Here is a 25,726-nt window from a genome sequence, read left to right on the forward strand (position 1 = left end):
ATAAGTCCATTTGTGTCTTTTTTTACAGGATTATTCTACTATAAGAAAAAGCTTTTTCATTAAGATTACTTTTCAGATTTTTTCAATTTGAAGTAATAAGTCAAGGATAAAAGAGCAAAAAACAAAGACATTAGAGTCGATGTCCAGTCTATTTCATAAGAATTATCAATTAAATATCCAGAAATAGAGTTGAGAAAAGCTATTCCAGTTACTATTCCGCTAATTAAAAATATAATTTTCTTGTTCATAATTAAGTGTTTAGTCGGTTTGTCGTGTCTTGTCCTCAAATAGGTTGACCATTTTTCTATGATTAAATGGTTAAAAATTCCAGTTGTTTTTTGTTTTTTCGGTACGCTTTGTACTTGTTGTTTTTGTTTACATGCATATGGTTTGGTGTTTTAAGGCCCAAGCTCCAATGTGTCCTAAAATTGTTGTAAATAAAGATAGCTTTTTTGGTCATCTTTTGTGCCAGTTGGGTGTTTTTGATGGTGTTTTTTAACCCATATTCATATTTAAGAGTTTTATTTATCCTTTCTGCTATGGCCCAATTCTGATTTTCACCATCATACGTTAAAGGTGAAATTGCCTGTATAGGGGCGCTTTCTTGCCCTTGCGTAAGAAAACACAACACTAAAAACTATACCAGATAAAATCTTTTCATAGCTTTTGGTAGTGGTATAAAGATAAGGCAACAATAAAAATTAAGCAGTTATAGTTTAACGCTAACAAAAAAGCCATACCGATTTCTCAGTATGGCTTTTTTATTATTTAATAAACCCGTTTTATTTAAAACCGATTTCTTTTAAGCCTTCATGGCTAATTTTAATAACCTCTAGTGGTTTTTTATCCCACGTCATGTCTTGCTCCACAAAATAGCCTTCCATTCCAGATTTGTCTTTTTCTGCCAAAATTCTTTTAAAATCGATATGGCCTTCCCCAACAGGAGCAAATTTACCTTCATCGTCCATATCCTTTACATGCCATAATTTAAATCTACCCGGGTATTTTTCAAAATAGGCCAAGGGGTCTACACCTGCTTTGGTTACCCAATACAAGTCCATCTGAAAATTCACATATTTTGGATCGGTGTTCTCTAATAAATAATCTATTAGGATACTGCCATCTTCGCCTTTCATAAATTCAAAATCATGATTATGATAAAGTAATTGAATACCCGCGGCATCGGCTTTTTTACCTAATTCGTTTAAAATTTTTAAAAGCTGTTCTTTAGTGCCGTTCATACCCATTTTCATGGTAGCTTGATCAAAGGTAAACATGCCCATAGGAGGTATAGGAACTACTACATATGTAAAACCTGCTGCTTTGGCATCCGCTAATTGTTTATCTGCATTATCAATTGTGATGGAACTTTGATGAGAACTTAAAGGTTTAAGGCCTAATTGCTGTAAAGAATCCTTAAATGCAGCTGGTTGCATACCATAATACATTCCTTTGTCATAACCTGCGGCTTCTACATAAGCGTAGCCAGTTTCTGAAACCGATTTTAAAGTTTCAATTGGCGCCTTACCCATATCGTCCCTTACAGTGTAAAGTGCTAATCCGCCAAAATTACCATTAGTACAGGATTGTAATACAATTACGATTAAGCCAAGATAAATTAGCTTTTTCAGTTTTGATGTCATTTTATACAGTTTTTGTGGTAGTTATTAAAGATACATGATTAAAACAAAACCCATAAAAAAACCCGCTTTTACACGGGTTAATATTTTATGCTAAAGGATTTCCTTTTAAACGTTTTTCAATTTTCTTTTTCTTTTCAGTCAACCGTTTCATCAAATCCATAAGTTCTGAATCTTTGGTCTCCTTATATATTTCGTTGATATCTAAAATTAACTGTTTTGCTTCCCTTGAAGCTTCTACACGGTCACTTGTGGACATATGACTTAGCGTCCTGTTCTCAAACTCCGTAGCCTTTTCCAATAATTCTGCAGTCATTTTTCAATAAGGTTATGTATGTTACACCAAAAGCGTATTAATCTTGAACTTTTTTAGCCTTTGGCTCCATAATTATTACAAATTTATTTTTTAACATAAACAAATTTTGCAGCAAAAATGCAAGTGTTAAAAAATAATTTTCGAATATAGGGAATTAAGCGTTAATCTTAATATTAAATAATACTTAAAAAAACTTTTGGCAAATAAAAAGTTTCCATGAACGGCGGTAACTAAATTGTATCTCTAGTTTTGATAACGTTTTTTAGTTCCTTTATTTCTAATAGAAGTTGTTGATTTTGACTGTTTACCTGTTCTATTTTTTTATTTACATCTGCTTCGGTAAGGTATTTCTTTTTACCCACAAGGTTACCCAACATACTATAGACCGTGAAAACAAAACTAATACCTACCGCAGCCAATAAAGTAAACAAGTAAGCCTTTTCTTTTTTAAATTTCTTTTTTTGTTTTAACGCTAAGTTTTGCTTTTCTATCGCAGATAATTTTCTATTATTTGATAGCTGATCAATAAAAACATCCCATTTTTCTTCTTCCTGAATAAATAATTGGGTAAAACCACCTTCTTCTAAAAAATCTGCTGTTAGTGCGGTTGCAGAGAGCATAAAAATTTTTGAACCATTGCCACTCATTATGTCTAGTAAATCATGGTCATAATCCATAATTTCCCTAATTAGGCGTATTACATACTCAAGACTATAATGGGGTCTTAAAAATTCATCATAGAGCAATTGTGCTTGAAAATAATCTTCACGATCGGCTGCATACTGCAAGAATTTATCTTTTAGTTCTGCTTTAAAAAAATTGCTCATGCTTGGTAAAACAGTTTGGTCTAGTTGGTTAGGCTAAAAACAAATATAGACGTAAGGCATATAAATTACCTATGTTAAACGTAAAAGTATTGTTAGCAAAAGATTTATGCTAAACAATTTCTGCACTTAATCCTGCTTGTAATAACCTGGTACATCTTGGCTTAAGATCGTCATAGTCTCCTGTCTTAACCGTGCATTTTCCGTTGTAATGTACAATTAATGAGCATTGTTCCGCTTGTTCCGGTGTATGTTCACAAACTGCAATCAACGTATTAATAACATGGTCAAAGGTATTTACATCATCATTAAACAAGACAATCTCATTTTGATTGCCAACGTCCTCTTCTAATAAAAGCTCTTCTGAATATTGTTCCTGTGCTCCCATAGCCCTTTGCTTCTTACCCTAAAATACATATTTTGCCGCAACCCAATTATTCTTGTCTAATTTTTTTTCAAATTGCAAACCATTTGCTGCACATTTTGAGGATATCATTTCTAAATCCTCTAAATAGAAGCCACTTAAAAATAGGACTCCACCTTCTTTGAGACAAGAAACGTATGTTGGGATATCTTTTAAAAGAATATTTCTATTGATATTGGCCAAAATAACATCATAATTTCTATCCCCTAGTAAACTGGCATCGCCCTCTTTTACCGTAATTTTATTGCAATTATTACGTTCCGCATTTTCAAGACTATTTAGGTAGCACCAATTATCTATATCTATTGCCTCTAAATCCGTAGCGCCACGCATTTCTGCCAAAATGGCCAAAACACCCGTTCCACAACCCATATCCAAAACGGATTTTCCCGTAAAATCATAATCCAAAATATGACTTAACATCATAAAAGTGGTTTCATGATGGCCCGTACCAAAACTCATTTTGGGTTCTATAATAATATCGTAAGTAACCGTCTTTTTTTCATGAAAAGGTGCCCTTACCATACATTTATCTTGGACCAGTATGGGTTTAAAGCTTTTTTCCCATTCGGCATTCCAATTTTGCTGTTTTACCGTTTTACTGGTCCAAGAGATATCAAATTCTTTTTGTTGAAATAGATAAATTTCTTCTAATGCCTTAAGGTCAAAAATATCTTTCTGCACATAAGCGATTAGCCCATCTTCTTGCTCCACAAAACTTTCGAACTCCATTGCATCTAACTCTGCAATCAAAATATCCGAAGCAGGTTGTAATGGTGAAATTTTAAATGCTATTTCTAAATATTCCAATTTATATTGCTTTCACTATTTCTATAAAATCGTCACTTTTTAAAGAAGCTCCACCAATTAAACCTCCATCTACATCTGGCTTAGAAAAAATATCTTTTGCGTTAGCTGGCTTTACACTGCCACCGTAAAGTATGGTAACATTTTCTGCAACAGCGGAATTTACCGCATCTGCAATAGTTTTTCTTATAAAAGCATGCATTTCTTGTGCTTGTTCAGGAGAAGCTGTTTCGCCTGTACCAATAGCCCAAACCGGCTCATAGGCCAAAACTATTTTGCTCCATTTATCAGCAGGCAACCCAAACAAAACATTTTTTAGTTGGCGCTCCACAACTGCAAAATGATTATCGGATTTTCTATCCTCTAATTCCTCTCCAAAACAAAAAATAATACGCATGTTTTTTTCCAATGCGGTTTCTACTTTTTGCAATAGTAGTTGATCATCTTCTCCAAAAAGGGAACGTCTTTCTGAATGTCCTAAGATTACCGTATCTACCCCTATGTTGAGCAACATATCTGCAGAAATTTCTCCTGTATAAGCCCCATTTGCAGCAAAGTGCATGTTTTGGGCCGCTACCTGTATAATAGAACCATCTAACTCTTTAACAGCGGTAGAAAGATTTACATAAGTTGGTGCTACTATAACTTCTGCCTTGGTATCTGGAAGTTTGGCAGCTAGTTCTGACAAAAGCGCCTCAGTTTCTTCTAAATTTTTATTCATTTTCCAGTTGCCTGCTACTATTTGGCTTCTCATAGGATTCTATTTTAATTTAAGTGTTTCAATATCGTTATAATGTACTTTTTCTGTTATGGTTCCTTGCTCCAAAACCAATATACCTGGGTTAGACCTTACTATTGTTTTTAGGGTTGTTTGGTCCGTGAAATAAAAGTCAAAATCTAGCTTGTATTCCTTTATCACCACTTGGGCTTGTTGGCTGTTAGAGGCAGACATGCCAATAACCTTATATCCTTTTTTTAGGGCTCTATCCGTAATCTTCTTTACCGCTTTAAAAGCTTCTAATTCTGCCTTTGCCAAATCATATGAAATAACCATGACCAACTTGGGCTCTGCCAACATTTCAGAAGTAAAATCTGCTCCATTTTGCTCTATGGTAAAATCATGAATCGGTGGCTCGTATCCTTTTTGTATCTCTACGGTTTCTACCCCAATAAATTCGCCGCCCACATCTGGATAATCACCATTGGTAACATATTCCTTTTCAGTACCATTTTCATTAAACGTCCATGTATACTCATATAAAGGTTGTGGGGCGTCTTCTGGAATAGTCATGCCCTGTTCAATGTTTGCTCCAATTTTATAGGGCCTAAAATCTTTTGATGGCAAATGGTTTAAGACATGATAACAAAAAAGCACACAAGACAAGGTAGCCAAACCTATTGCCCACCATTCTTTGTTTTTGGGAAGAATAGGATTAATGTATTTAATGCCTATTAATAAAATTAGAATAAGCACCAGCAGGATAACATCTTTTGTAAAAGATTCCCAAGGCGTTAATTTAATGGCATCTCCAAAACAACCACAGTCCGTTACTTTATTAAAATATGCCGAATAGAATGTTAAGAAGGTAAAGAAAATTATCATTGCCAATAAACTCCAAACTGTAAATTTGGCCTTGAACCCTATAAGCAGCATTACGCCCAACAACACTTCTACAATAACTACAAAAATAGAAATGGCCAAAGCGTAAGGTTCTAGAAAAGATAAGTCCAATACAGCTGGGCTAAAATATTCTTCTAATTTGAATGAAAACCCTACGGGATCATTCAACTTTATAAGTCCGCTGATAATAAATAATATCCCAACAAAAATTCTACTAATCCCCGTTAAAACCTTCATACTATTCCGCTTCATTTAAATGAATCATGGCAAAAACCGCATAATTGAACATGTCTTGGTAATTGGCCGCAATACCTTCGCTAACAATTGTTTTCCCTTGATTATCTTCTATCTGTTTAACCCGTAGTAATTTTTGTAAAATCAAATCGGTTAAAGAACTTACTCGCATATCTCGCCAAGCCTCGCCGTAATCATGATTTTTATCTTCCATTAAGGTTTTACATACCTTTACTTGCTCGTCATATAAAGCTAATGCCTCTTCTGCTTTTAAATCTGGCTGACTGGCAATTCCTTTCTGTATCTGTATCAAAGCCATTATAGCGTAATTGATAATGCCTATAAATTCTGATTTTTCGCCTTCGTCTACTTTACGAACATCTTGTTCTTGTAAACTTCTAATGCGCTGTGCTTTAATAAATATCTGATCGGTTAGAGACGGCAATCTTAAGATACGCCATGCCGTACCGTAGTCTTTTGTTTTGTTTTTGAACAATTCCCTGCAGCTGGCCACAATGGCATCGTATTGTTCCGAAGTCTTCTGCATGTATGTGCTATTTTACGTAATTTGAGCCCAAATTAAGAGCTATTACTGCTCTGAGCCAAAGATAATGATTCGCTTTAAAGCAGCTGTACTTTATGACTATAAACTGCAAGGGTAACTTAGTAGACCTTACCGCCCCAAAAGTAATGGGTATTTTAAATCTTACACCAGACTCGTTTTACGATGGCGGTAAACACAAAAACCTTGATGATGCCCTTAGGCAAACCGAAAAAATGATTACTGACGGTGCCACTTTTATAGACATTGGCGCTTACAGTTCTAGACCGGACGCCAAACATATAACTGAAGAAGAAGAATTAAAACGACTTCTACCTATTTTACAAAAACTGGTAAAAGTTTTTCCTGAGATTTTAATTTCCATAGATACGTTTAGAAGTAACATTGCGCAGGTAGCCATTGAAAATGGAGCAGCAATAGTAAACGATATCTCTGGAGGCCAATTAGACCAGAAAATGATGGAAACGGTTGGCCAACTTCAGGTTCCTTATATAGTTATGCATATGAGGGGTACTCCACAAAATATGAAGCAATTAACGTCTTATGAAAATTTGGTGAAAGATATTACACACTACTTTTCTAAGCTAAAAGCACAAGCAACGGCACTAAAGTTAAACGACCTTATTATAGACCCTGGTTTTGGGTTTGCCAAAACCCAAAACCAAAATTTTGAACTGCTCTCCAAAATGCATTTATTGCAACAATTAGAGCTACCAATTTTAGCGGGAATAAGTAGAAAATCCATGATTTACAAAACCCTTGGTACAACAGCACAACAAGCTTTAAATGGAAGTACGGCCTTACACATGGTCTGTCTACAACAAGGAGCTAAACTATTACGCGTACATGATGTTAAAGAGGCTAAAGAAACCATAACATTATGGCAAAACTTGTATCCGAATAATTTTTAAACGGTACTAATTAGATTTTTCTAAATTTACAAAAACACACCACTTTTGGAATTCCTTAATTTTCTAGAGTTTAGAATTACCGATTTTATAGATATTGTATTGGTAGCCATACTGCTCTATTACATATACAAATTAGTAAAGGGTACGGTAGCAATTAATATTTTCATAGGCATTGTCATAGTTTGGGCCTTATGGAAATTGACCGAATTATTGCAAATGAAAATGATAAGCAGCATGGTTGGTGGCTTTATGAATATTGGCTTGATCGCACTAATTATTGTTTTTCAACAAGAAATTCGAAAGTTTTTGTTATTGATAGGCTCTACTAATTTTGCCTCCAAAAGAAGTTTTATAAGACATTTTAAATTTTTAAAGCAAGAGGCTTTACCTACAGATGTAGATGTAGATGCCATAGTAAGTGCCTGTAAAAATATGGGGATTAGTAAAACAGGTGCCCTACTGGTTATTGAACGCAATAACAGCCTAGATTTTATAAAAAGTAGTGGCGATAAAATGAACATAGAAATTACCCAACCCATTTTAGAAAGTATTTTCTACAAAAACAGTCCTTTACACGATGGTGCCGCAATTGTACAAGACAACTTTATTACGGCCACACGCGTAATTCTACCCGTAAGCAATGACAGAAGCATACCGTTACGCTATGGCTTAAGACACCGTGCCGCAGTTGGTATTACAGAAAAGACCGATGCACTTTGTTTAGTGGTAAGTGAAGAAACCGGCAATATAACCTACATAAAAACAGGAGACTTTGTTCCCTACAAAAGTATTGAAGAACTAACCGAAATGATAAAAAAAGACCTTGCCTAACCTCCATGGAATGTAAAAACTGTTTAGACCAACTTAGAACCGATTATAGTTATTGTCCAGGTTGTGGTGCCAAAGTGATCAGAAACCGAATAACCATTAAAAATTTATGGTTCGACTTTACTGAGCGCTTCTTTAATCTAGACAACACCTTTACCCGAACTTTTGCAAGTCTTTTTACCAACCCAAAAGATGTGGTGTTGGGCTACATAAACGGTACCCGTAAAAAATACATGAACCCCATCTCTTATTTTATGATCGCGGTTACCCTTGGCGGACTGTTCTTTTTTTTACATAATAAGTTTTTTCCAGATGCCCTGAGCTATCAATTTGAGGTTTATGAAAAACGACAAGAAGGACCTATCGGAATATTTGTGACAGATTCTTTTTTAAAATGGCAGAAAATCTTAGCTGAATATCAAAGTATTTTTTACATGCTTATGATTCCGTTTATATCTCTGATTTCCAAACTGGTTTTCTTTGACAAAAAACAATTAAATCTCAGCGAACATTTTGTATTAAACCTATACGGTTATTCACAAATTAGCATCATTATAAATATACTTTATATATCCTTTATTTGGAATTCTAAAGCCGTCTATTATATTGGGGTATTTGGTCCTATGATAGGCTATATTGGTTTTTATTCCCATTTATTAAAACAAGTTTTTGACCTCAACTCGAAACAACTACTCTTAAAGATATTGTTCTTCCTAGGTGTTGGATTTATAATCCACATCTTGTTTAGCATAGCTATTCTAATTTACTTAATAGCTTTTACAGACACTTTTAAAAATTTGTTTTAGACAGCTTCTTTAGCCATAAACTGAGCTTCGTAGAGATCTCTGTAATAGCCTTGTTTAGCCAACAATTCTTGATGGGTGCCCATTTCTATAATTTCCCCAGCATCCATAACAATAATCTTATCTGCTTTTTTAATAGTAGCCAAACGGTGGGCAATTATAATAGAAGTTCTACCTTCTGTAATTTTATTGGTTGCCTCTTGTATTAATTGTTCCGTGTACGTATCAACGGAAGAAGTAGCTTCGTCTAGAATTAAAATACTAGGGTTGCTAACATAAGCACGCAAAAACGCTATTAGTTGTCGCTGGCCACTAGATAGCATAGTACCCCTTTCCTTTACATTATAATTGTACCCATCTGGTAATTCTGTAATAAAAGAGTGCACCCCAATAGCTTTGGCCGCCGCTTCAATAGCCTCCATATCTACCTTATCTGAATTTAATGCGATATTATTTTTAATCGTATCCGCAAATAAGAATACATCTTGTAATACAATTGCAATGTGAGAGCGTAAGGATTGAAGCGTAAAATCATTAATAGCTATTCCGTCTATTTTTATTGTTCCAGCGTCTATTTCGTAAAAACGATTTAATAAGTTAATAATAGTAGACTTACCTGCACCGGTAGCACCAACTATTGCAACGGTTTCCCCAGCTTTTACATCAAAACTAATACCATGTAAAACTTCCTCCCCAGGTACATAACTGAACGTTACATTCTCAAAGTTCAAATTTCCCTTAACCTTGGAGACCTCTTGGGTTCCCGTATCCGCAATATGGCTGTCCGTATCTAGAATTTTAAACACCCTATTGGCAGCAACCATTCCCATTTGTAGGGTATTGAACTTATCCGCTATTTGGCGTAACGGCCTAAACAGTAAATCCATTAGAAAAAAGAAAGCAAAAATAGAACCAACGTTATCTAGCTGAGCGCTCTCTATTCTCATAATTACGCCAAAGTATACCACCAAGCCAATACCAATAGAAAAAGAGATTTCTGCTACCGGAAAGAAAATAGAATTGTACCAAACCGTTTTTAACCACGCATTCTGATGTTTTTCATTAATGGCCCTAAATTTTTCTTTTTCAATTGCCTCTCGGTTAAAAAGCTGAACAATTTTCATTCCTGCAATTCGCTCTTGCACAAAAGAATTGAGATTAGACACCTGCGCCCTAACTTCTATAAATGCCACTTTCATGGCTTTTTGAAACAAGCGGGTAGCTACCAAAATAATGGGCATAATTGCAAAAACAATTAAAGCCAAGCGCCAGTTCATATACAACATTACCCCAGCAGCAGCTATCATTTTTAACAAATCTGAAACAATCACAAAAAAACCTTGACTAAAAATCTCGCCTATTCGTTGCATATCTGCCACGGCACGTGTTACCAATAGCCCAATACTAGATTTATCAAAATAGGTCATTTTAAAAGCCATCATTTTTTTAAACAATCCTATTCTTAAATCCTTTATTACAGATTCTCCTAAAAGGTTGGCATAGTAATTAAAAGATAATTGGCTCACCACTTGCCCCAACAAAACACCTCCCATTAATAGTACCAAAAACGTTAATTGGGCTGCATCCTTATTGGGCAATGCTTCGTTTATAATTCGTTTTACAAGAACTGGTGTACAAATGGCAAAGGCCGATAAAAATATTGCGGTAATTGCTACCACCCAAAAAATTAATCTATAGGGTCTTGTATAGGCAAAAACACGCTTAAATAGCCTAAAATCAAATGCGGTTCCGCTTTCTTTTTCTTTACTCATCTATTTCTATATCTGAATATTCTACTCTAGTTAAATATAGTCCTTTAGCCGGTACGGAAACACCAGCCTTACCTCTGCTCTTGCTCGCAATAACCTCTTTAATATGTCCGCACGGTTTTTTATGCAACCCTACTTCTAAAAGGGTACCTACCACGGCCCTGACCATATTACGTAAAAAACGATCGGCCGCAATGGTAAACACCAATTTATCACCAACTTTACGCCACTCTGCTTGGGTAATTTCACAGAAATAAGTGTGTACATCTGTGTGGGATTTAGAAAAGCACTCAAAGTCTTGCCGTCCTAATAGCGCTTTTGCCTCTTGGTTCATAACCTCAACATCTAACGGCAAAAAAACATGATGTGCGCTTTCTTGACTAAAAGGATCCTTAAACGGTACAATTATATATTCATAAGCTCTTAAGGTAGCATCAAATCTTGCATGGGACTCTTCTTTTACAAGAAAAATACGCTTAATAGCTATATCTTTTGGCAGATAGTTATTAAGCCTTTTCACCAGTTCATTTACATCTAACTTGTTGGCCACATCTAAATGGGCATACATCTGTTTTGCATGTACACCGGCATCTGTTCTACCTGCCCCAACAACAGAAATATTTTGGCGTAACAATAAAGAAAGTGCTTCTTCCAAAACTTGTTGTACGGAAATGGCATTGGGTTGCCGTTGCCAACCGTGATAAGACGTACCGTTGTAAGCAAATTCTATAAAATATCTCAAACTTGGTAATTGAAGCGTTAAAGATACTTTAATCTATTGGTAAGTTCTGGCACAAGTATTTTTTTAGCATATTTTTAGGGCATGACAAAAGTCTTACTCCTTTCTGACACACACGGCTATATAGATGAAAGAATATTGGCCTATGCCGAAAAGGCTGATGAAATTTGGCATGCCGGCGATATTGGGGATTTATCCGTAACGGATGCTTTAGCAAAAATAAAACCCGTAAAAGGGGTACACGGTAATATAGACAACCATATAATTCAGAAAGAATTTCCAGAGAACAATAGATTTTTTTGCGAAGATGTAGACGTCTGGATTACCCATATTGGCGGTTATCCCAACCGGTACAATGTTAGGGTAAAAGAGAAAATAAAGGCTAATCCGCCAAAATTGTTTATTTGTGGACACTCTCATATTCTTAAGGTGATGTTTGACAAAAAACTGGATTTGCTTCATATGAATCCAGGCGCATGCGGCAAACATGGTTTTCATCAGGTTAGGACTATGCTTCGTTTTGTAATAGACAAGGATAAAATAACAGATTTAGAGGTTATAGAACTCGGAAAAAAATAAGCCTATTTAGCCTTTCAGTTTTAAAACCATACACATTAACATCAATCAATCATGAACAAAAAAAACACTATAGTAATCTTGCTTTTTTTAGTTATCCTACAACTTTCTTGCAAGCAAAACCCCTCAAAAAACAAAAGTGTTAACACAACTACTAAGTTGGAACAACAAGAACCAACATACGATACCAATAAACCTAAAGAACTACTTAAAATAGTAGCCCAAGCGTATGGCGGGTGGGCCGATTTATGGAAAAAGAAAGATGTTGAATTTACCTATAATTATGAAATAACTGCGGAAAATAGAGCGGACAAATCCTTAGAGCGTTACATCTTTAAAAATGAAGTTTCTTACGGTGCTTATGAGAGACACCAAATAAATGTTTTTCCTAAAACCGAAGGGCGCGTAGTACACCTCTTTAATGGGGATACAACTACCGTAAGCCTTAACGGTAAATTTATTGAGGATAAGAACGTTATTCAATTATCAGATTTTATTAGACGCGCCAATTACTTTTGGTTTACAATGCCCTATAAGCTTAATAACCCGGGTACGATTGCCAAATACATTGGCAAAGAATTACACAACAACACAAATTATGATATAGTTGAAGTTACTTACGACGCTACCATTACCGGAAAAGCGCAAAATGACATTTATATATTATACATTAATCCAGAAACCAAGTTAATAGACCGCTTTAAATTTTCGCTACCCTTTGCAGGAATTACAGAGCCCGTAATACTTACAGATTACAGTTATAAAAACATAGATGGGCAAATGATAGCTACATACCGTGCCTATTACCTACCCAATAAAGATGGTTCATATACAACAGATCCTTCTTTTATTCAGACCCTAGATGCCGTACGGTTTACAAACGGATTTACCTTGGATAACATTAATAATTAAAAAAGCCCTTGCAACAACAAGGGCTTTTACGCACTAATACTACTAAGATGTTAGGTCTAACGTAAACGATCTACAGATTTTACAAGATCTTCATCCTTTTTGATCGCCCTGTTGGCCAGGACTAGAAAAACGATAGAAAATACAGGAATCAGCATCCCAATACCCTTCTCAGAAACCGCCGTCTCTCCGGATAAGTTTAGTGATCGGTAAACGAAAAATCCTAGTAAAAAAAGGTTTAAAAGCATATTTAAACGGTTCACCACAAATTGATTTTGTCGCTTTTTGAATAACAATATGCTTATCGCGGCCAAAACGGCTACGCTATAAAATAAGATAGAAATAAGTACATCATCTTTAGCAAATAAGGGCCCTGCCTCTGTTTCTACCCATAGATTTACAAAAAAGGGCAGTACGGCCGCTAAAAGCACTACTATTACTAAATACAATGTCTGTATTCTTTGAATCATTCTAGATTAAAATTGGATTGCAAAATTAAGGCTCTTTTAGTTAAAAATAACAGTAGTTCTTAAAATTTATTTTGTATACTTGCAGTGTTATTAGTTAGCACACTTGCCCCGGGAATACTTTCCCACTGTAAAATCAACTAACTCAATTTACTTCATAATAAAATTCAAGTTTAATTTATTGATTTTTTAATGTTCGAGATTTCCGACCTAAAAGCAAAAAAACTTCCTGAATTACAGGAAATTGCAAAAGAATTAAATGTTCCCAAGTACCGTTCTCTAAAGAAATTAGATTTAGTGTATCAAATTTTGGATTTGCAAGCTGCCAATCCAAAAGCTGTAAAAGAAAGTGCTGTTTTAGACGTAGAAGAAAAGCCTAAAAGACAAAAACGCACTAGAACCCCTAAAAAGGAATCGGCACCAACCGAAGAAAAAACCAACAATCAGGCAGAAGAAAAACCAGCTACAACTACTAAGAAAACTCCTGTAAGGAAAACTCCTGAAAAGAACGACCACAAGAAAGACGAGCCTAAGCAACAAAAAGATAACAATAGGCAAAACAACAATCAAAACAAGGGGCAAAACAATAGAAGAAACAATAATAACAACAGAAACCATCAAGATAAACGCAACAGCAATTTTGATAAGGATTTAAAAAACAGGTACAAAGAGCCTGAGTTTGAATTTGACAGTATTATTGAGAGCGAAGGTGTTCTTGATATTATGCAAGATGGTTACGGTTTTTTACGTTCTTCTGACTATAATTACCTTTCTTCTCCTGACGATATTTACGTATCTCAATCCCAAATAAGATTATTTGGGTTAAAAACAGGAGATACTGTTTTAGGTAATATTAGACCCCCTAAAGAAGGAGAAAAATATTTTCCACTAATAAAGGTGAACAAAATTAATGGTCTTGACCCAAAAGTGGTAAGAGACCGTGTTTCTTTTGAACACCTAACACCTTTATTTCCAAAGGAAAAATTTAACATTGCAGATAAGCAAAGTACTATTTCTACCCGTATAATGGACCTTTTCTCACCTATTGGAAAAGGACAAAGAGGTATGATTGTGTCTCAACCTAAAACAGGTAAGACTATGTTACTCAAGGATATTGCAAATGCTATAGCCGCAAACCATCCAGAGGTATACCAAATTATTTTACTAATAGACGAAAGACCAGAGGAAGTTACAGATATGCAACGTAACGTACGTGGCGAAGTTGTAGCTTCTACTTTTGACAAAGAAGCCACTGAGCACGTTAGGGTAGCAAATATTGTTATTGAAAAAGCAAAAAGGTTGGTAGAATGCGGACACGATGTTGTAATCCTATTGGACTCTATTACACGTTTGGCAAGAGCTTATAATACAGTACAACCTGCATCTGGTAAAGTTTTAAGTGGTGGTGTAGACGCTAACGCATTACACAAACCTAAACGATTCTTTGGCGCCGCTAGAAATATAGAAAATGGTGGGTCTTTATCTATAATTGCTACCGCATTAACCGAAACCGGCTCCAAAATGGACGAGGTTATTTTTGAAGAATTCAAAGGTACGGGTAACATGGAGCTGCAATTAGACAGAAGAATTTCTAACAGAAGAATCTTCCCTGCTATTGATTTGATTTCCTCTTCTACAAGACGAGACGACTTGTTACTAGATGAAAACACCATACAACGTATGTGGATTTTGCGCAAGTACCTTGCAGACATGAACCCAGTTGAAGCAATGGAGTTTATTGAGCAACGTATTAAGCAAACCCGAAATAACGAAGAATTCTTACTTACTATGAACGAGTAGATTTTCTTGTCAAAAAAATAAACAAAACCCTTTAAGGAATTTCCTTGAAGGGTTTTTTATTTGGTGGTCTTTTCTTTTGCAGTATATTTATAGTGTTCCCCACAGCGTTTAATTTAATTAACAACCAATGAAAACACACACAACAAATGCTTGGGGCCGTTTCTGCTCCTTGGGGTTACTTACTGGCACATTTCTGTTTCTAAGTGCCTGTAATGAAAACCCAAAATCTGAAAAACCGTCTCCTGAAGAACCTGTACAAGAGGCCCCAGAAATGGTTAAGGCACCCAGACAAATAATCTCTTTAGATAAAGCAGACGGGCTGTATAAAAATTACAGCCAGAACAGAGCAGAAAATATTGCTAAAATGGAAGCGCCCACAGAAGACGGTAAACCCTTTGTACCTACTAGGTTTTTAACCATAAGTATTGAAGATTTAGAACAATACATAGCTTTTGCAAAACAAGAAGCTATAAAAGGCGAAGCGGAAATAGATAGTTTACGTATTTACTTAGCCAATTATGGTAAAGTAAGGGGTAAAAAAGACCGTAGAAATACACTTTTTATACTACCTGCCGCAGAAGCAGAAGGTGATTATGGCGGTATCTACATAGGCGAAGACGGTAAGGCAAAGCTCATTAGAAATTACTTTAGCGCCAATGCAATGGAACAAAAGTCTAAAGCTTCTTTAATGCCTAATTTTAAACCCGCCACAGCAAATCAAGGTGGGCAGAGTTTAATACTTAATGATCTTGGTGATTCTCCGCCACCAAAAGAAGATTTTTAATTACATTTTAATAACCAAGTGATGCTAGATTTTTTATCCAAAAACTACTTTTTGGCATTATATGCCATCACTTGGTTTATTTCTTTATTTACGTTTAGAAAGTATTTTGACACGTCCTTAAAATACTTTCCAATACTATTAGCCTACACCTTTTTTACCGAGCTTTTAGGCTGTATGGTTATTTATTTTGAAGACTTTCAATTAATTTATGACACCAAGGCTACTTTTCACTCCTCCTCTATCTACAATATCTATCATTTTATTTATTACATCTACTTTTTAATTGTTTTACAAAGGAGCTTGGAAGAACCAAAACAGAAGAAACTCATTTATCTTTTTATAGCCATATTTATACTGGTTAATATTGTAAACCTATTTTTACAAGACGCTAGAACCACTTCTATGTTATTCGCTTATTTGGCTGGCACCGTTTTGCTTTTAATAGCCTTGTTTATATATTTTAAACATCTCATAACCATCCGCAATAAATTTGTTTTTAAATACAATTTATTAGCCTGGATTAGTATTGGTTTAGTAGTTTTTCATGGTATCTATTTTCCCATTAAAATTATTAAAGAGTTTTTTACAGACCTATATGCTGCGGCATTTAGAGATGTACACATAGCTATTGTCATATGCATGTACATTTTGTTTTGCATAGGGTTTATTGTAGGGAAAAGAAGAGCCTATAGATAAGTTCATTTGTCTATTTTTGCCATCTTAACTTTTCTAGGTTGTACATACTCTTTTTCTACTTACTGGCACTTATTTCTAGCTTACTACGATACCGAAGCTTTACGGATACCCCCTTAGCCTATTTTCCTTTGTAAATAGCCTACACCCTTTTTAACGAACTACTAGGCTTTTTAGTGGCAGAATTTCCTGAGTTCAGTTTTGTGGACCAAGAACAGTACGCCAACCATAACACGGTAATTTATACCATCTATTCCATTGTTTTTCATCTTTATGTATTCTGGGTCTACAAAAAGGTTTTATTAAGTAAGAAACATAAAATAATAGCGAAAGTCTTTTTGGTCCTAGTAATTCCAATTTATTTAATATCCAGTTTGTTCCAAGATATTTACCATGAAAATTTTTATATAGCCAAAACCTTAGGGTCCCTATTTACCATTATAATTGTGCTCTTGCACTTGCGCCAATTAGCAATTACGGTAAAATCCCCAAAAAAAATTAATCTAATGTTCTGGTTTGGCTTAGGTATGCTACTCATAAATCTTTACATGCCCATTTTTATGTTGATAGGTAATTTATGGACTGCATGGTATTATAAATTACATTTACGCAATGTGCTTTTTGCAATAGTAGCAACCATGTACTGTTTGTTCTGCTATGGTTTTTTAATACATAAGCGATGGGCTTTTAACTAAATCAAGGAAAAACCTCGAGTACTTTTTTAGGTTTGCCATTTTTATCTAATATTCCCATATTCTTTTGGGGCAACGTGTGCCATGGCAGGGAACCAAACACCGCTTTAGGTAACTCAGGAAAATCATATAACGTCCAAGCTATAAAATGTTTTTCCCCTTTTTCAAGATGCTTAAAAATATATTGGTAATGTTCTGTCTGCTTTTTTTCAGAATTACCCAAAAATGCTTTTTTCCAAGTATGCAAACCAAACTCTCCCAAAACTACTGGCTTATCCGATTCTTTTAAAAGTTTTGGGTATACAACCGGAAAACGATTGGTCTTCTCATAAAAATGAAATGTCAAGAAATCTGTAGTTCCGTTTTCTATGAAATACGGATGCGGATGCAGCCAACCAATGGTTACTAAATGGTTAGGGTCATAAAACCGAATTCTTTCTAATGCAAATTCCAACCAATGCTGTACTTGCTCCACGGAGTGTACGTTCATATCTAAATCCGCTTCGTTTTTGACATCCCATGCCAAAATTGCCTTATGCGTTTTAAATGGGGCCACTATACCCTTTAAATGTTGTTCTGTAATAGACCAGTTAATAATATCATATTGTCCAAAAAAATCAAATAAGGTTACAATTACCTTTAAGTCTTGTTTTTCCGCAATATTCAAAGTAGTTCTTAACTGCTCCAAATATTCTGGCTTTACATTTTCCTTTCCAAAATCGGTGAAGTTCACAAAGATTCTAACGGTATTAAATCCTAATTCAGAAACCTTTCTAAAATCTTGTTCTATTATCGAGTCTTTAAATTTTGGCCCAAACATTTCCCAGGGGGAATCTTTAGGATAATAATTGATACCTTTTATATAAAAGGGTTTATTCTTGTATACTAGATTTTTTCCGTCACGTTTTACCAAATCTGAAACAACCGTATCTTTTGGCGTTACTAAAGTATCATTTGCTTGCTCCCTTACCATATGGCGTATACGCCAAAAACCATCTTCTAAAAGCATAACAATCTTATAATTAGAAGTAGTGGTACTGCGAGCAATTAAGGAATCTTTCTGGTAAACCTTATATACCTCTTTTACGTTTTTATCATCAAAAGATACCAGTTTACCATCCGCGGAATAAAAATTAACATCAATATTATGGTTTAATGTGGTGCCGTGAACGGTAATATCATTTTTCTTGTTTAAGTCAATATTCCGATAAATATTAACCCTACTACTATCTGTATAAAAATCTGCTATTCCTTTTTTTGAATTGACACTAAAATTTAAGTTTTTCACATACCAAGAATCGGCATAATCTCGCTGTACTTCTTTCTGGTTTTTCTCCAAAAACTCTCTACCAGGATTTTCTAGGTTTTGCCAAGTAAAAACTGGCTTGTAATAATCATTTACCTTTAAAACCTTGGCCATCATTTGTTCCCTATCGGCACCAGACTTAACAAAAGCAAGGATACTCCCAATACCTCTTATGATAAAAAAGTTTACGGCCAAGAAAACCACAATTATAATACTTCTATACACCCACCTATTCATCTGCTAATCTTTTTAGCTTGGATTTTTGAATACCCAATGCTTTTACAGTTAATTCATATATACCATTTGGGTAGTAGAAGTCCCGCAAAATAAATTCGGTTTTACCCCCAACGGTATATTGTACTTTTGTTTCGTTTTTACCTTCGCCTTTAATACTTAAAGTAACCGCTGTACCATTGGGTACTAATTGCCCCATATAACTATTTATAGGCCCTACCACCAATACCCTATTACCCTTTTTAAAAGCTACAGGAAAATCTGTGGTAATTGATTTAAAATCTATTTCTATCTTATTACTTTCTGCTAAGCCCGGCACAAAGGCTTGTACCTCCCAACTATCTGCTTCATATGGATGTTGAACTTTAGTTGTGGCAATTCCTTTTACGGTTTTGGCATAGGCTCCTAATTTTTTTCCACTGGCCGTATTTATTAGAAAATGGACTATTGTGCCATTTTGGAGCACATTACCATAGATGTCTTTTAATTGAGAGGTCCTAAGGGTAACCACTTCATTTCCATCAGAAAATGAATGCTCCTTGGCATGATTTATGGTGAAATCTTCTGGAGTAAAAGGATAAATATCCGTTGTTTTTTCTTTTGTGGTTATACCGTTCTGACTCTGCATGCTAACCGTTATTTTACCCGTTTCATTATAAGAATAAAACCTTCTAAAAGCGGTAAAATCTTTTAATTCTAGTTGGTGCTCTTGCTGTGTTTCTTTAAAATTCTCATTAACCTTAATCCTAGTGCCATCTGGCATAGGGTTATCAAATTTGTCTGTAGGCGCAACCGTTAACATTGTAAAATCCCTACCACCGGCTAAAATAATTCTAGGACCAAAGTAAGATTCAATAAAATTGATATTCCCATCGTTCGTTACCACTTCAGCGGTAAATTTCTTTAACTCCCTTTCACCATAAATAAGAGAAAATTCATAAACACCTGTTTTTTGAACTATTTCTTTGGGTAATTCAAAGTTCAATTTTCCATTAGCAATAGTATCCTTTAAAACCAATACGCCATAACCACCTTTAACCATCATATTCATGGGCATGTTAGGATAGCACGGCATACTTAGACTTAGTGTTGTTTTTTTTCCGGCCATTATTTTAGAAACCGGAACAATTTTAACGTCGCAATCATAAGCCGTATAGACTCGCTTTGTATAAGGTATTTTTTCTGTATGTGTTAATTTACCCACTAAAAACATGGTTACAAGTACAAATAAAACAGGAGTAATTATCCCTAAGCCCTTATTGGTCTGATTTAATTTTTTATAATCCTTAAATGGAAATTTGAGTACTCTTAATATGTATTTACAATTAACCCAAATGAATTTAAGAGGCCAGAATAGCCAACCCCTACGATACCATTTTCTATATTTGGTGTGCGCTTTTAGAAGTATACTTCTAAACAAGTTTACTATGCCTTTAATAAATTTAACTAGCATATTTAATCTGGCGAACCGATGTAATTATTAATTTCAATTTTGATTTTAGAATAAATATCACCTTCTACAGAAATTAAATCTTTGTAAAAAAGCGCATCGTTCCTATACTCCAAATACTTTTGCTTTATATCATCATTGGGTAGGCCATTGACGAACCAATTATCCTTTTCTTGATGATAGTTAAAATAACAATCAAAACTTTCTAATTGAAATTCAAAAGGGCTTTTTCGTTGTGGTCTAATCGTTTGCATTACAATATCTTCTTGCACCCATACCAATTCATTATTGTCATTATAATAGGATATTAGTAATTGAGGAATGGTTACATCAGAAATACCGTAATTGTACAAGTAACCACTTACTTTACCATTTTCTACTTTTAAATCGTTTAGGGTAATCTCCCTATATAAATCTTGGCTGCTACCATTTGCGGCCACCTGTAAATCATACTTACCGGGTATATCTTCCCAAACCATTGGGCTAAAAGTATTTGGCTCAAAAACAGCTGGTATGCTGTCCTTGATTTTTTGCCAAGCTACTGCCTCAAAATGTATTTTAAACGCGGTATGTTCTTTTGGTAATAATTTGTGTTTAACAAAATTCTGGGCATTATACACCCCTAGTTCTTTGTCTTTTCTTGAATATATGGTCGATTTTAAATCGATGTCTGCAGGCAGATTATCAATATTCTGTAATCTTCCAATGATATAGTATTGGTTGTTATTCTCTATTAACTTAGCCTCTAAAACTTCTACTACAGGTTGTGGTACTATGTCTTCATGAAAAGTTTGCTGTGTGGTAACCCTACGCCTACCGTGATTCTTATATTTAGGTTCGGCTACACTAAACAATTGTTCGTTAGGTATATCTACATCAAAAACATCTGGTACTATATACCATTTACCATCCTTTTTCTTATTTAACTCATATACCGTGGTATCCCTAACGTAAGTAAGTGGGGTAATAAATTCCGTGTATACTTTTGCTTTAGCATGATTTTCCGTACGTTCAAAAATATCAAAAGAAACATCGTTCAACTTACCGTAAGAATTAAGCAATCCATCACTAACGGAAGTTTCTAACATAAACTGATCAAATGTTTTTCCATAATCCGAATCATAATACGAGTGTGCCTTTTTAAAACGTTTAAAGTCCAAATCGTCATGATAGGCCAATATTACATTTTCAGGAGAAATCTGTTCTTGGGATTGTATAAAAAACAAATAGATAATATAAAAAATACAGCCAAGGGTAAATAAAAACCAAGCACCCATTAAACCCGCAAGTTTAGGTTTAAATCCACTTGGCTCTACCTTAAATTTTTCATAGGCATTGGGTTCAATCTTTTTTAATTTAAATGCAGAAATAACAATGAGCCTAATGTTAACAAAAAGTGCGATAAGTACCGTTGAAACAGGAATAATACCCCACATTAGACGCTGGTACCTGGGGTAATCTTTATACGGTTTAATATCAGGAATTGGTTTTATACCCAATCGTTGCCATACCGCAATACCATTTGCTAAAGGCTTAATACGTTCCCATCCGCAGAAATACAGAATGGGATCATAAAATTTATCGTTTGAAAAAATGAATTTTATGTTGTATTTATCCGGCACGGTTAAAAACTGCTGTAGAGACCCTAAGCCTTCTACCCCCAAAAACTTAGCATTTTCTAATCGTTCTACGGCTCTAGTGGTAAGTTCTGGCAACCTCCTTGCAGAATGATAATTACCGTCTATTTGCAAAGCATTTGTATTTGCAGACAACCATGCCATTTGATCACCAAAACCTAAGGTTAAATAGCGCCATTTGTAATGTTCATCTGCCTGTAAAAAGTTGATAATGGGCTGCATATTAATTTTCTGTGGTTGCAAAGGTTTAAAGTAACCCAGGTTTACTATAGAAACAGCATTGAAAATTATTAAAAAACCTACCACGGCCCCAATAGCCCTGTGCGCTACTGAGCCAACTCTTTTTTGAATAAGAGCTTTTAAATCTGTATGGGCAAAACGGTAGAGAAACTCGCCATAAAATGGTAAAGCCATAATAGACCCCCATAGGGTAAATCGGTCTAAGGTAAGTATGTTAAAAGCCGTATCACCTAGCAACATTCTAGGTAAAGGAGTAGTACCACCTGTTCCTAACAAGGAAAGCATAGCAAAAGAAAGCCCAAAGAAAATAAAGCGTTTGGAAAAAAAACGATAATACAAATAGGGAAATATAAACATAATAAATCCCCAAGGAATAATAAAAAAGGCCAAACCAGAAGAAGTTACCTCAAAGAAATTATCCCTAGAACCATGTGGTATGGGTACTTGTGTAATAGGTTCGTTATGTGTTGTTATCCAATAGGGTAATATTAACATGACCAAACAAAACACCACGGATAGTCCAAAGATGATTATCCTAGGCAAACAAGGTTTTAAGGCTTCCATAAAATGTGCCAACCTAACTGCTTTAAAACTACCTGCCTTTTCTGAAGCAACATCCATTACCACCGTTCCCATTAAGGGAGCAATAAAAAAGACCATTCCGAATAAAGGAGTAACATGATGACTTGTAATGGTAAAAGCCATCATTGACATACAGACCAAATAAAATTTTGCCTTACCTGTTTTTATGTATTTATAAACTTCTGGCATGGCATGCATTAGCATAGACACCCCAAACAAACTTGGCAATTGACCAAACACATGCAAAGTTTCTATAAAGGAAGAGGAGAATACGGCTATCAATGCGGTAAAACCAGCAATATCCCTATTGCCCGTCATTAACTTACCATATCTATAGGCCCCGGTAGTAAATAACACAATGGCTACAAAACAGCAGACGAACAAACCAAACTTAAGACCACCAACATAAGAAAAAAGTGCAATTAGTTGATGTACTAATGGCGGATAAGTCATTACGGAAAATCCTGTGTACCATCTTGGCTCCCATGGATCCCACCAACTATTTGCATAGTGATCGGCAAAGAAAAGATGAATCAAAGCATCGTAAGTTTTCTCTATGGTAAAGAAAACTCCGGCACCATGAAAAATTAGGGCTAAGAGTAGAGCCGCTATTAAATATTTGTTAGTTGTTATGCGCATTATCTATTAAACGCAAAATTATGAAGTTTAGGATATTTCTAATTTTATAATATGGGAATACACCACTTAAATGTAAGATTTTACAACATTTATATATTCTACCCTTTAAATAACAACAAAAAAAAGCCCTGATTATTCATCAGGGCTTTTTTTAACAAAATTGTTTTTGACTTACATTGTAGCCACTTTTTTCATAAGCTTGCTCTTTAAGTTAGCTGCCTTGTTACTATGAATAACATTCTTTTTGGCCAACTTATCTATCATACCCACTACAGAAGGCAATAATGCTTCTGCTGCGCTTTTATCTTCTTCATTACGAAGTTTCTTTATAGCATTACGAACAGTTTTATGTTGGTATCTGTTACGTAAGCGTACAGCTTCGTTTCTTCTGATTCTTTTTAATGCTGACTTATGATTTGCCATTTTACAATTTTTGTTTTGTAGCCCGTAGGGGAATCGAACCCCTGTTACCAGGATGAAAACCTGGCGTCCTAACCCCTAGACGAACGGGCCATTAAAATATGAACAATACGTTTAAAAAACTTTGTAGCCCGTAGGGGAATCGAACCCCTGTTACCAGGATGAAAACCTGGCGTCCTAACCCCTAGACGAACGGGCCATTAAGGTTTGCTTAATTGCGGATGCAAAAATACAACTATTTTTTACTATTGCAATAGTAACCTTATTTTTTTTTAATTATTAATAAGCTTTAGCAAAAAGCACCCTATAATTGGCCGGTTTACCCGTAACCATACAAGTACCATTTTCTTGCTCAACATCAATAGGAATACACCTTATGGTAGCTTTGGTCTCTTGCTTTATTTTTTCTTCGGTTTCTTTTGTTCCATCCCAAAACGCAGATAAGAACCCACCTTTTTCTTCTAATACCTGTTTAAACTCATCATAGCTATTCACTTTAGTAATATGCTCTTGCTGATGTTTTTTGGCCTTGCTATAAATGTTTTCTTGAATTTCTGGTAAAAGCGCCTCTATCCTAGCAACAACTGAGTCCATTGGAACAGAAGTTTTTTCTAAGGTATCCCTTCTAGCAATTTCAATAGTGCCATTTTCTAGGTCCCTATTACCCAAAGCCAACCTCACCGGTACTCCTTTAAGCTCGTACTCATTAAATTTGAAACCAGGTTTATGTGTGTCCCGATCATCAAACTTCACAGAAATACCCTTGGAGCGTAATTCTGCCACCAACGGATTTATTTTAGACCTTAGGGCATCTAATTGCTCTTCTCCCTTATATATTGGTACAATGACTACTTGTATTGGTGCTAAATTTGGTGGTAATACCAATCCATTGTCGTCGCTATGCGTCATAATCAAAGCGCCCATCAACCGTGTAGAAACGCCCCAAGAAGTTGCCCAAACGTGTTCTTGCTTACCCTCTTTAGTCGCAAATTTCACATCAAAAGCTTTTGCAAAATTTTGCCCCAAAAAATGTGAAGTACCTGCCTGTAGCGCCTTGCCATCTTGCATTAAAGCTTCAATACAATACGTTTCTACGGCACCTGCAAAGCGCTCACTTTCTGTCTTTAAACCTTTTATTACGGGTACCCCCATAAATTGCTCTACAAAATCTGCATATACTTTTAAAATAAGTTCTGCCTCATCAATAGCTTCTTGCTCCGTTGCATGTGCGGTATGGCCCTCTTGCCATAAAAACTCAGCAGTACGTAAAAATAAACGCGTACGCATTTCCCAGCGCACCACATTAGCCCATTGATTCAATTTCAAAGGCAAATCTCGGTAAGACTGAATCCACTTTCTATACGTATCCCAAATTATGGTTTCAGAAGTTGGCCTTACAATTAATTCCTCTTCTAGTTTAGCATCTTCATCCACGACTATGCCGCTGCCATCTTCTGCGTTCTTTAAGCGGTAATGCGTAACTACGGCACATTCTTTGGCAAAACCTTCAACATGACTAGCCTCCTTGCTCAAATAGGATTTTGGAATAAATAATGGGAAATAGGCATTTTCATGACCCGTTTCTTTAAACATTTTATCCAAAGCGGCTTGCATTTTTTCCCATATAGCATAACCATATGGCTTAATAACCATGCAACCACGAACTCCTGAGTTCTCTGCCAAGTCTGCCTTGACAACCAATTCATTATACCATTTAGAGTAATCCTCTGCCCTACTCGTTAAGTTTTTTCCCATCCAATTTAGTTTGGCACAAATCTTGTGACTAGTTTAACAAAAATAGAACGGTAAAACTAACTAT

The 25,726-nt window shown here is 35.3% G+C and carries 26 protein-coding genes and 2 tRNA genes; 9 read left to right on the top strand and 19 right to left on the bottom strand.

The features are described from left to right. Positions 1-310: 310 nt before the first annotated feature. The 9 genes from ACXAGS_RS10920 to ACXAGS_RS10960 all read right to left on the bottom strand — a co-directional run bounded on the left by ACXAGS_RS10920 (position 311) and on the right by ACXAGS_RS10960 (position 6,413). Entirely contained in the window at positions 311-631 is a 321-nt protein-coding gene (locus ACXAGS_RS10920; RefSeq protein WP_474906708.1) for an integrase core domain-containing protein, read from the bottom strand. Positions 632-782: 151 nt separating this feature from the next. Continuing rightward, positions 783-1,643, bottom strand: a complete 861-nt coding sequence (locus tag ACXAGS_RS10925) for a sugar phosphate isomerase/epimerase family protein (protein ID WP_474906710.1) — start codon at positions 1,641-1,643, stop codon at positions 783-785. An 85-nt stretch (positions 1,644-1,728) separates the two neighbouring features. After that, entirely contained in the window at positions 1,729-1,956 is a 228-nt protein-coding gene (locus ACXAGS_RS10930) for a hypothetical protein (RefSeq protein ID WP_010517853.1), read from the bottom strand. Between the two features lie 230 nt (positions 1,957-2,186). Then, positions 2,187-2,783, bottom strand: a complete 597-nt coding sequence (locus ACXAGS_RS10935; protein WP_474906712.1) for a hypothetical protein — start codon at positions 2,781-2,783, stop codon at positions 2,187-2,189. Between the two features lie 109 nt (positions 2,784-2,892). Continuing rightward, complete coding sequence (locus ACXAGS_RS10940; protein ID WP_474906713.1) at positions 2,893-3,168, bottom strand: ATP-dependent Clp protease adaptor ClpS; 276 nt, start codon at positions 3,166-3,168, stop codon at positions 2,893-2,895. Positions 3,169-3,186: 18 nt separating this feature from the next. Then, the gene (gene prmA, locus ACXAGS_RS10945; RefSeq protein WP_474906714.1) at positions 3,187-4,014 is read right to left on the bottom strand and encodes a 50S ribosomal protein L11 methyltransferase; all 828 of its coding nucleotides are present in this window, start codon (positions 4,012-4,014) and stop codon (positions 3,187-3,189) included. Position 4,015: 1 nt separating this feature from the next. Next, the gene (tpiA, locus tag ACXAGS_RS10950; protein WP_474906715.1) at positions 4,016-4,765 is read right to left on the bottom strand and encodes a triose-phosphate isomerase; all 750 of its coding nucleotides are present in this window, start codon (positions 4,763-4,765) and stop codon (positions 4,016-4,018) included. 6 nt (positions 4,766-4,771) lie between these two features. Then, positions 4,772-5,869: a BT_3928 family protein gene (locus ACXAGS_RS10955; protein ID WP_474906716.1), complete on the bottom strand. Its 1,098-nt coding sequence runs from the start codon at positions 5,867-5,869 to the stop codon at positions 4,772-4,774. A gap of 1 nt (position 5,870) precedes the next feature. Next, entirely contained in the window at positions 5,871-6,413 is a 543-nt protein-coding gene (locus ACXAGS_RS10960; RefSeq protein ID WP_474906717.1) for a DUF1599 domain-containing protein, read from the bottom strand. A gap of 92 nt (positions 6,414-6,505) precedes the next feature. Between ACXAGS_RS10960 and folP the strand changes: the two genes are divergently transcribed. Genes folP through ACXAGS_RS10975 form a run of 3 tightly spaced genes read left to right on the top strand, consistent with a single transcriptional unit; the run spans position 6,506 to position 8,973 of the window. Continuing rightward, positions 6,506-7,339: a dihydropteroate synthase gene (gene folP / locus ACXAGS_RS10965; protein WP_474906719.1), complete on the top strand. Its 834-nt coding sequence runs from the start codon at positions 6,506-6,508 to the stop codon at positions 7,337-7,339. A 45-nt stretch (positions 7,340-7,384) separates the two neighbouring features. Next, entirely contained in the window at positions 7,385-8,170 is a 786-nt protein-coding gene (gene cdaA / locus ACXAGS_RS10970) for a diadenylate cyclase CdaA (protein WP_010517863.1), read from the top strand. A 5-nt stretch (positions 8,171-8,175) separates the two neighbouring features. After that, on the top strand, positions 8,176-8,973 hold the full coding sequence (locus ACXAGS_RS10975) for a DUF3667 domain-containing protein (protein ID WP_474906720.1): 798 nt from the start codon (positions 8,176-8,178) through the stop codon (positions 8,971-8,973). On the opposite strand, the gene ACXAGS_RS10980 is transcribed toward ACXAGS_RS10975, so the two are convergent. Both ACXAGS_RS10980 and truA read right to left on the bottom strand, forming a co-directional pair. Then, positions 8,970-10,742, bottom strand: a complete 1,773-nt coding sequence (locus ACXAGS_RS10980) for an ABC transporter ATP-binding protein (protein ID WP_474906722.1) — start codon at positions 10,740-10,742, stop codon at positions 8,970-8,972. The genes ACXAGS_RS10975 and ACXAGS_RS10980 overlap by 4 nt on opposite strands. Beyond that, on the bottom strand, positions 10,735-11,481 hold the full coding sequence (gene truA, locus ACXAGS_RS10985) for a tRNA pseudouridine(38-40) synthase TruA (RefSeq protein WP_474906724.1): 747 nt from the start codon (positions 11,479-11,481) through the stop codon (positions 10,735-10,737). The genes ACXAGS_RS10980 and truA overlap by 8 nt, the downstream gene beginning before the upstream one ends. Positions 11,482-11,562: 81 nt before the next feature. On the opposite strand from truA, the gene ACXAGS_RS10990 reads away from it, so the two are divergent. Together ACXAGS_RS10990 and ACXAGS_RS10995 are read left to right on the top strand one after the other, a co-directional pair. Beyond that, positions 11,563-12,057 carry a metallophosphoesterase family protein gene (locus ACXAGS_RS10990; RefSeq protein ID WP_474906726.1) on the top strand — a complete coding sequence of 165 codons (495 nt, stop codon included), beginning with the start codon at positions 11,563-11,565 and terminating at the stop codon, positions 12,055-12,057. A gap of 51 nt (positions 12,058-12,108) precedes the next feature. Next, positions 12,109-12,966, top strand: coding sequence for a DUF6503 family protein (locus ACXAGS_RS10995; protein ID WP_474906727.1), 858 nt, complete (start codon positions 12,109-12,111; stop codon positions 12,964-12,966). 56 nt (positions 12,967-13,022) lie between these two features. Here ACXAGS_RS10995 and ACXAGS_RS11000 read toward each other — a convergent pair whose 3' ends face one another. Then, a complete protein-coding gene (locus ACXAGS_RS11000) occupies positions 13,023-13,433 on the bottom strand; it encodes a DUF4293 domain-containing protein (RefSeq protein ID WP_474906728.1) in 411 nt (136 codons plus the stop codon). A gap of 189 nt (positions 13,434-13,622) precedes the next feature. On the opposite strand from ACXAGS_RS11000, the gene rho reads away from it, so the two are divergent. The 4 genes from rho to ACXAGS_RS11020 all read left to right on the top strand — a co-directional run bounded on the left by rho (position 13,623) and on the right by ACXAGS_RS11020 (position 17,402). After that, the gene (gene rho / locus ACXAGS_RS11005) at positions 13,623-15,230 is read left to right on the top strand and encodes a transcription termination factor Rho (RefSeq protein ID WP_474906730.1); all 1,608 of its coding nucleotides are present in this window, start codon (positions 13,623-13,625) and stop codon (positions 15,228-15,230) included. A gap of 127 nt (positions 15,231-15,357) precedes the next feature. Continuing rightward, the gene (locus ACXAGS_RS11010; RefSeq protein WP_474906731.1) at positions 15,358-16,014 is read left to right on the top strand and encodes a hypothetical protein; all 657 of its coding nucleotides are present in this window, start codon (positions 15,358-15,360) and stop codon (positions 16,012-16,014) included. A gap of 21 nt (positions 16,015-16,035) precedes the next feature. Then, on the top strand, positions 16,036-16,710 hold the full coding sequence (locus ACXAGS_RS11015) for a hypothetical protein (RefSeq protein ID WP_474906732.1): 675 nt from the start codon (positions 16,036-16,038) through the stop codon (positions 16,708-16,710). 173 nt (positions 16,711-16,883) lie between these two features. Further along, the gene (locus ACXAGS_RS11020; RefSeq protein WP_474906733.1) at positions 16,884-17,402 is read left to right on the top strand and encodes a hypothetical protein; all 519 of its coding nucleotides are present in this window, start codon (positions 16,884-16,886) and stop codon (positions 17,400-17,402) included. A gap of 1 nt (position 17,403) precedes the next feature. Here ACXAGS_RS11020 and ACXAGS_RS11025 read toward each other — a convergent pair whose 3' ends face one another. From ACXAGS_RS11025 to proS, 7 genes are all read right to left on the bottom strand, one after another. Next, on the bottom strand, positions 17,404-18,942 hold the full coding sequence (locus ACXAGS_RS11025; RefSeq protein ID WP_474906734.1) for a cellulase family glycosylhydrolase: 1,539 nt from the start codon (positions 18,940-18,942) through the stop codon (positions 17,404-17,406). Further along, the gene (locus ACXAGS_RS11030; protein WP_474906735.1) at positions 18,935-20,392 is read right to left on the bottom strand and encodes a hypothetical protein; all 1,458 of its coding nucleotides are present in this window, start codon (positions 20,390-20,392) and stop codon (positions 18,935-18,937) included. The genes ACXAGS_RS11025 and ACXAGS_RS11030 overlap by 8 nt, the downstream gene beginning before the upstream one ends. Before the next feature lie 2 nt (positions 20,393-20,394). Then, a complete protein-coding gene (locus ACXAGS_RS11035; protein ID WP_474906736.1) occupies positions 20,395-23,487 on the bottom strand; it encodes a hypothetical protein in 3,093 nt (1,030 codons plus the stop codon). Positions 23,488-23,658: 171 nt separating this feature from the next. After that, entirely contained in the window at positions 23,659-23,910 is a 252-nt protein-coding gene (rpsT, locus tag ACXAGS_RS11040) for a 30S ribosomal protein S20 (RefSeq protein ID WP_010517893.1), read from the bottom strand. 18 nt (positions 23,911-23,928) lie between these two features. After that, positions 23,929-24,000: transfer RNA gene (locus ACXAGS_RS11045), tRNA-Glu, on the bottom strand. A 34-nt stretch (positions 24,001-24,034) separates the two neighbouring features. Then, positions 24,035-24,106: transfer RNA gene (locus ACXAGS_RS11050), tRNA-Glu, on the bottom strand. An 80-nt stretch (positions 24,107-24,186) separates the two neighbouring features. Continuing rightward, a complete protein-coding gene (gene proS, locus ACXAGS_RS11055) occupies positions 24,187-25,662 on the bottom strand; it encodes a proline--tRNA ligase (protein WP_474906738.1) in 1,476 nt (491 codons plus the stop codon). Positions 25,663-25,726: the final 64 nt, after the last annotated feature.

The organism is Croceivirga sp. ABH4_376 (genome assembly GCF_056160685.1).

Excerpts from the sequence above, each read along its gene's own strand:
- ACXAGS_RS10990 (WP_474906726.1), top strand. The coding sequence starts at position 11,563 with ATGACAAAAGTCTTACTCCTTTCTGACACACACGGCTATATAGATGAA.
- ACXAGS_RS11000 (WP_474906728.1), bottom strand. The coding sequence starts at position 13,433 with ATGATTCAAAGAATACAGACATTGTATTTAGTAATAGTAGTGCTTTTA.
- ACXAGS_RS11030 (WP_474906735.1), bottom strand. The coding sequence starts at position 20,392 with ATGCTAGTTAAATTTATTAAAGGCATAGTAAACTTGTTTAGAAGTATA.
- ACXAGS_RS11015 (WP_474906732.1), top strand. The coding sequence starts at position 16,036 with ATGCTAGATTTTTTATCCAAAAACTACTTTTTGGCATTATATGCCATC.
- ACXAGS_RS11025 (WP_474906734.1), bottom strand. The coding sequence starts at position 18,942 with ATGAATAGGTGGGTGTATAGAAGTATTATAATTGTGGTTTTCTTGGCC.
- ACXAGS_RS10995 (WP_474906727.1), top strand. The coding sequence starts at position 12,109 with ATGAACAAAAAAAACACTATAGTAATCTTGCTTTTTTTAGTTATCCTA.
- tpiA (WP_474906715.1), bottom strand. The coding sequence starts at position 4,765 with ATGAGAAGCCAAATAGTAGCAGGCAACTGGAAAATGAATAAAAATTTA.
- rpsT (WP_010517893.1), bottom strand. The coding sequence starts at position 23,910 with ATGGCAAATCATAAGTCAGCATTAAAAAGAATCAGAAGAAACGAAGCT.
- ACXAGS_RS10935 (WP_474906712.1), bottom strand. The coding sequence starts at position 2,783 with ATGAGCAATTTTTTTAAAGCAGAACTAAAAGATAAATTCTTGCAGTAT.
- ACXAGS_RS10960 (WP_474906717.1), bottom strand. The coding sequence starts at position 6,413 with ATGCAGAAGACTTCGGAACAATACGATGCCATTGTGGCCAGCTGCAGG.
- folP (WP_474906719.1), top strand. The coding sequence starts at position 6,506 with ATGACTATAAACTGCAAGGGTAACTTAGTAGACCTTACCGCCCCAAAA.
- ACXAGS_RS10980 (WP_474906722.1), bottom strand. The coding sequence starts at position 10,742 with ATGAGTAAAGAAAAAGAAAGCGGAACCGCATTTGATTTTAGGCTATTT.
- ACXAGS_RS10940 (WP_474906713.1), bottom strand. The coding sequence starts at position 3,168 with ATGGGAGCACAGGAACAATATTCAGAAGAGCTTTTATTAGAAGAGGAC.
- ACXAGS_RS10955 (WP_474906716.1), bottom strand. The coding sequence starts at position 5,869 with ATGAAGGTTTTAACGGGGATTAGTAGAATTTTTGTTGGGATATTATTT.
- proS (WP_474906738.1), bottom strand. The coding sequence starts at position 25,662 with ATGGGAAAAAACTTAACGAGTAGGGCAGAGGATTACTCTAAATGGTAT.
- ACXAGS_RS11035 (WP_474906736.1), bottom strand. The coding sequence starts at position 23,487 with ATGCGCATAACAACTAACAAATATTTAATAGCGGCTCTACTCTTAGCC.
- ACXAGS_RS10930 (WP_010517853.1), bottom strand. The coding sequence starts at position 1,956 with ATGACTGCAGAATTATTGGAAAAGGCTACGGAGTTTGAGAACAGGACG.
- ACXAGS_RS10975 (WP_474906720.1), top strand. The coding sequence starts at position 8,176 with ATGGAATGTAAAAACTGTTTAGACCAACTTAGAACCGATTATAGTTAT.
- ACXAGS_RS11010 (WP_474906731.1), top strand. The coding sequence starts at position 15,358 with ATGAAAACACACACAACAAATGCTTGGGGCCGTTTCTGCTCCTTGGGG.
- ACXAGS_RS10925 (WP_474906710.1), bottom strand. The coding sequence starts at position 1,643 with ATGACATCAAAACTGAAAAAGCTAATTTATCTTGGCTTAATCGTAATT.
- rho (WP_474906730.1), top strand. The coding sequence starts at position 13,623 with ATGTTCGAGATTTCCGACCTAAAAGCAAAAAAACTTCCTGAATTACAG.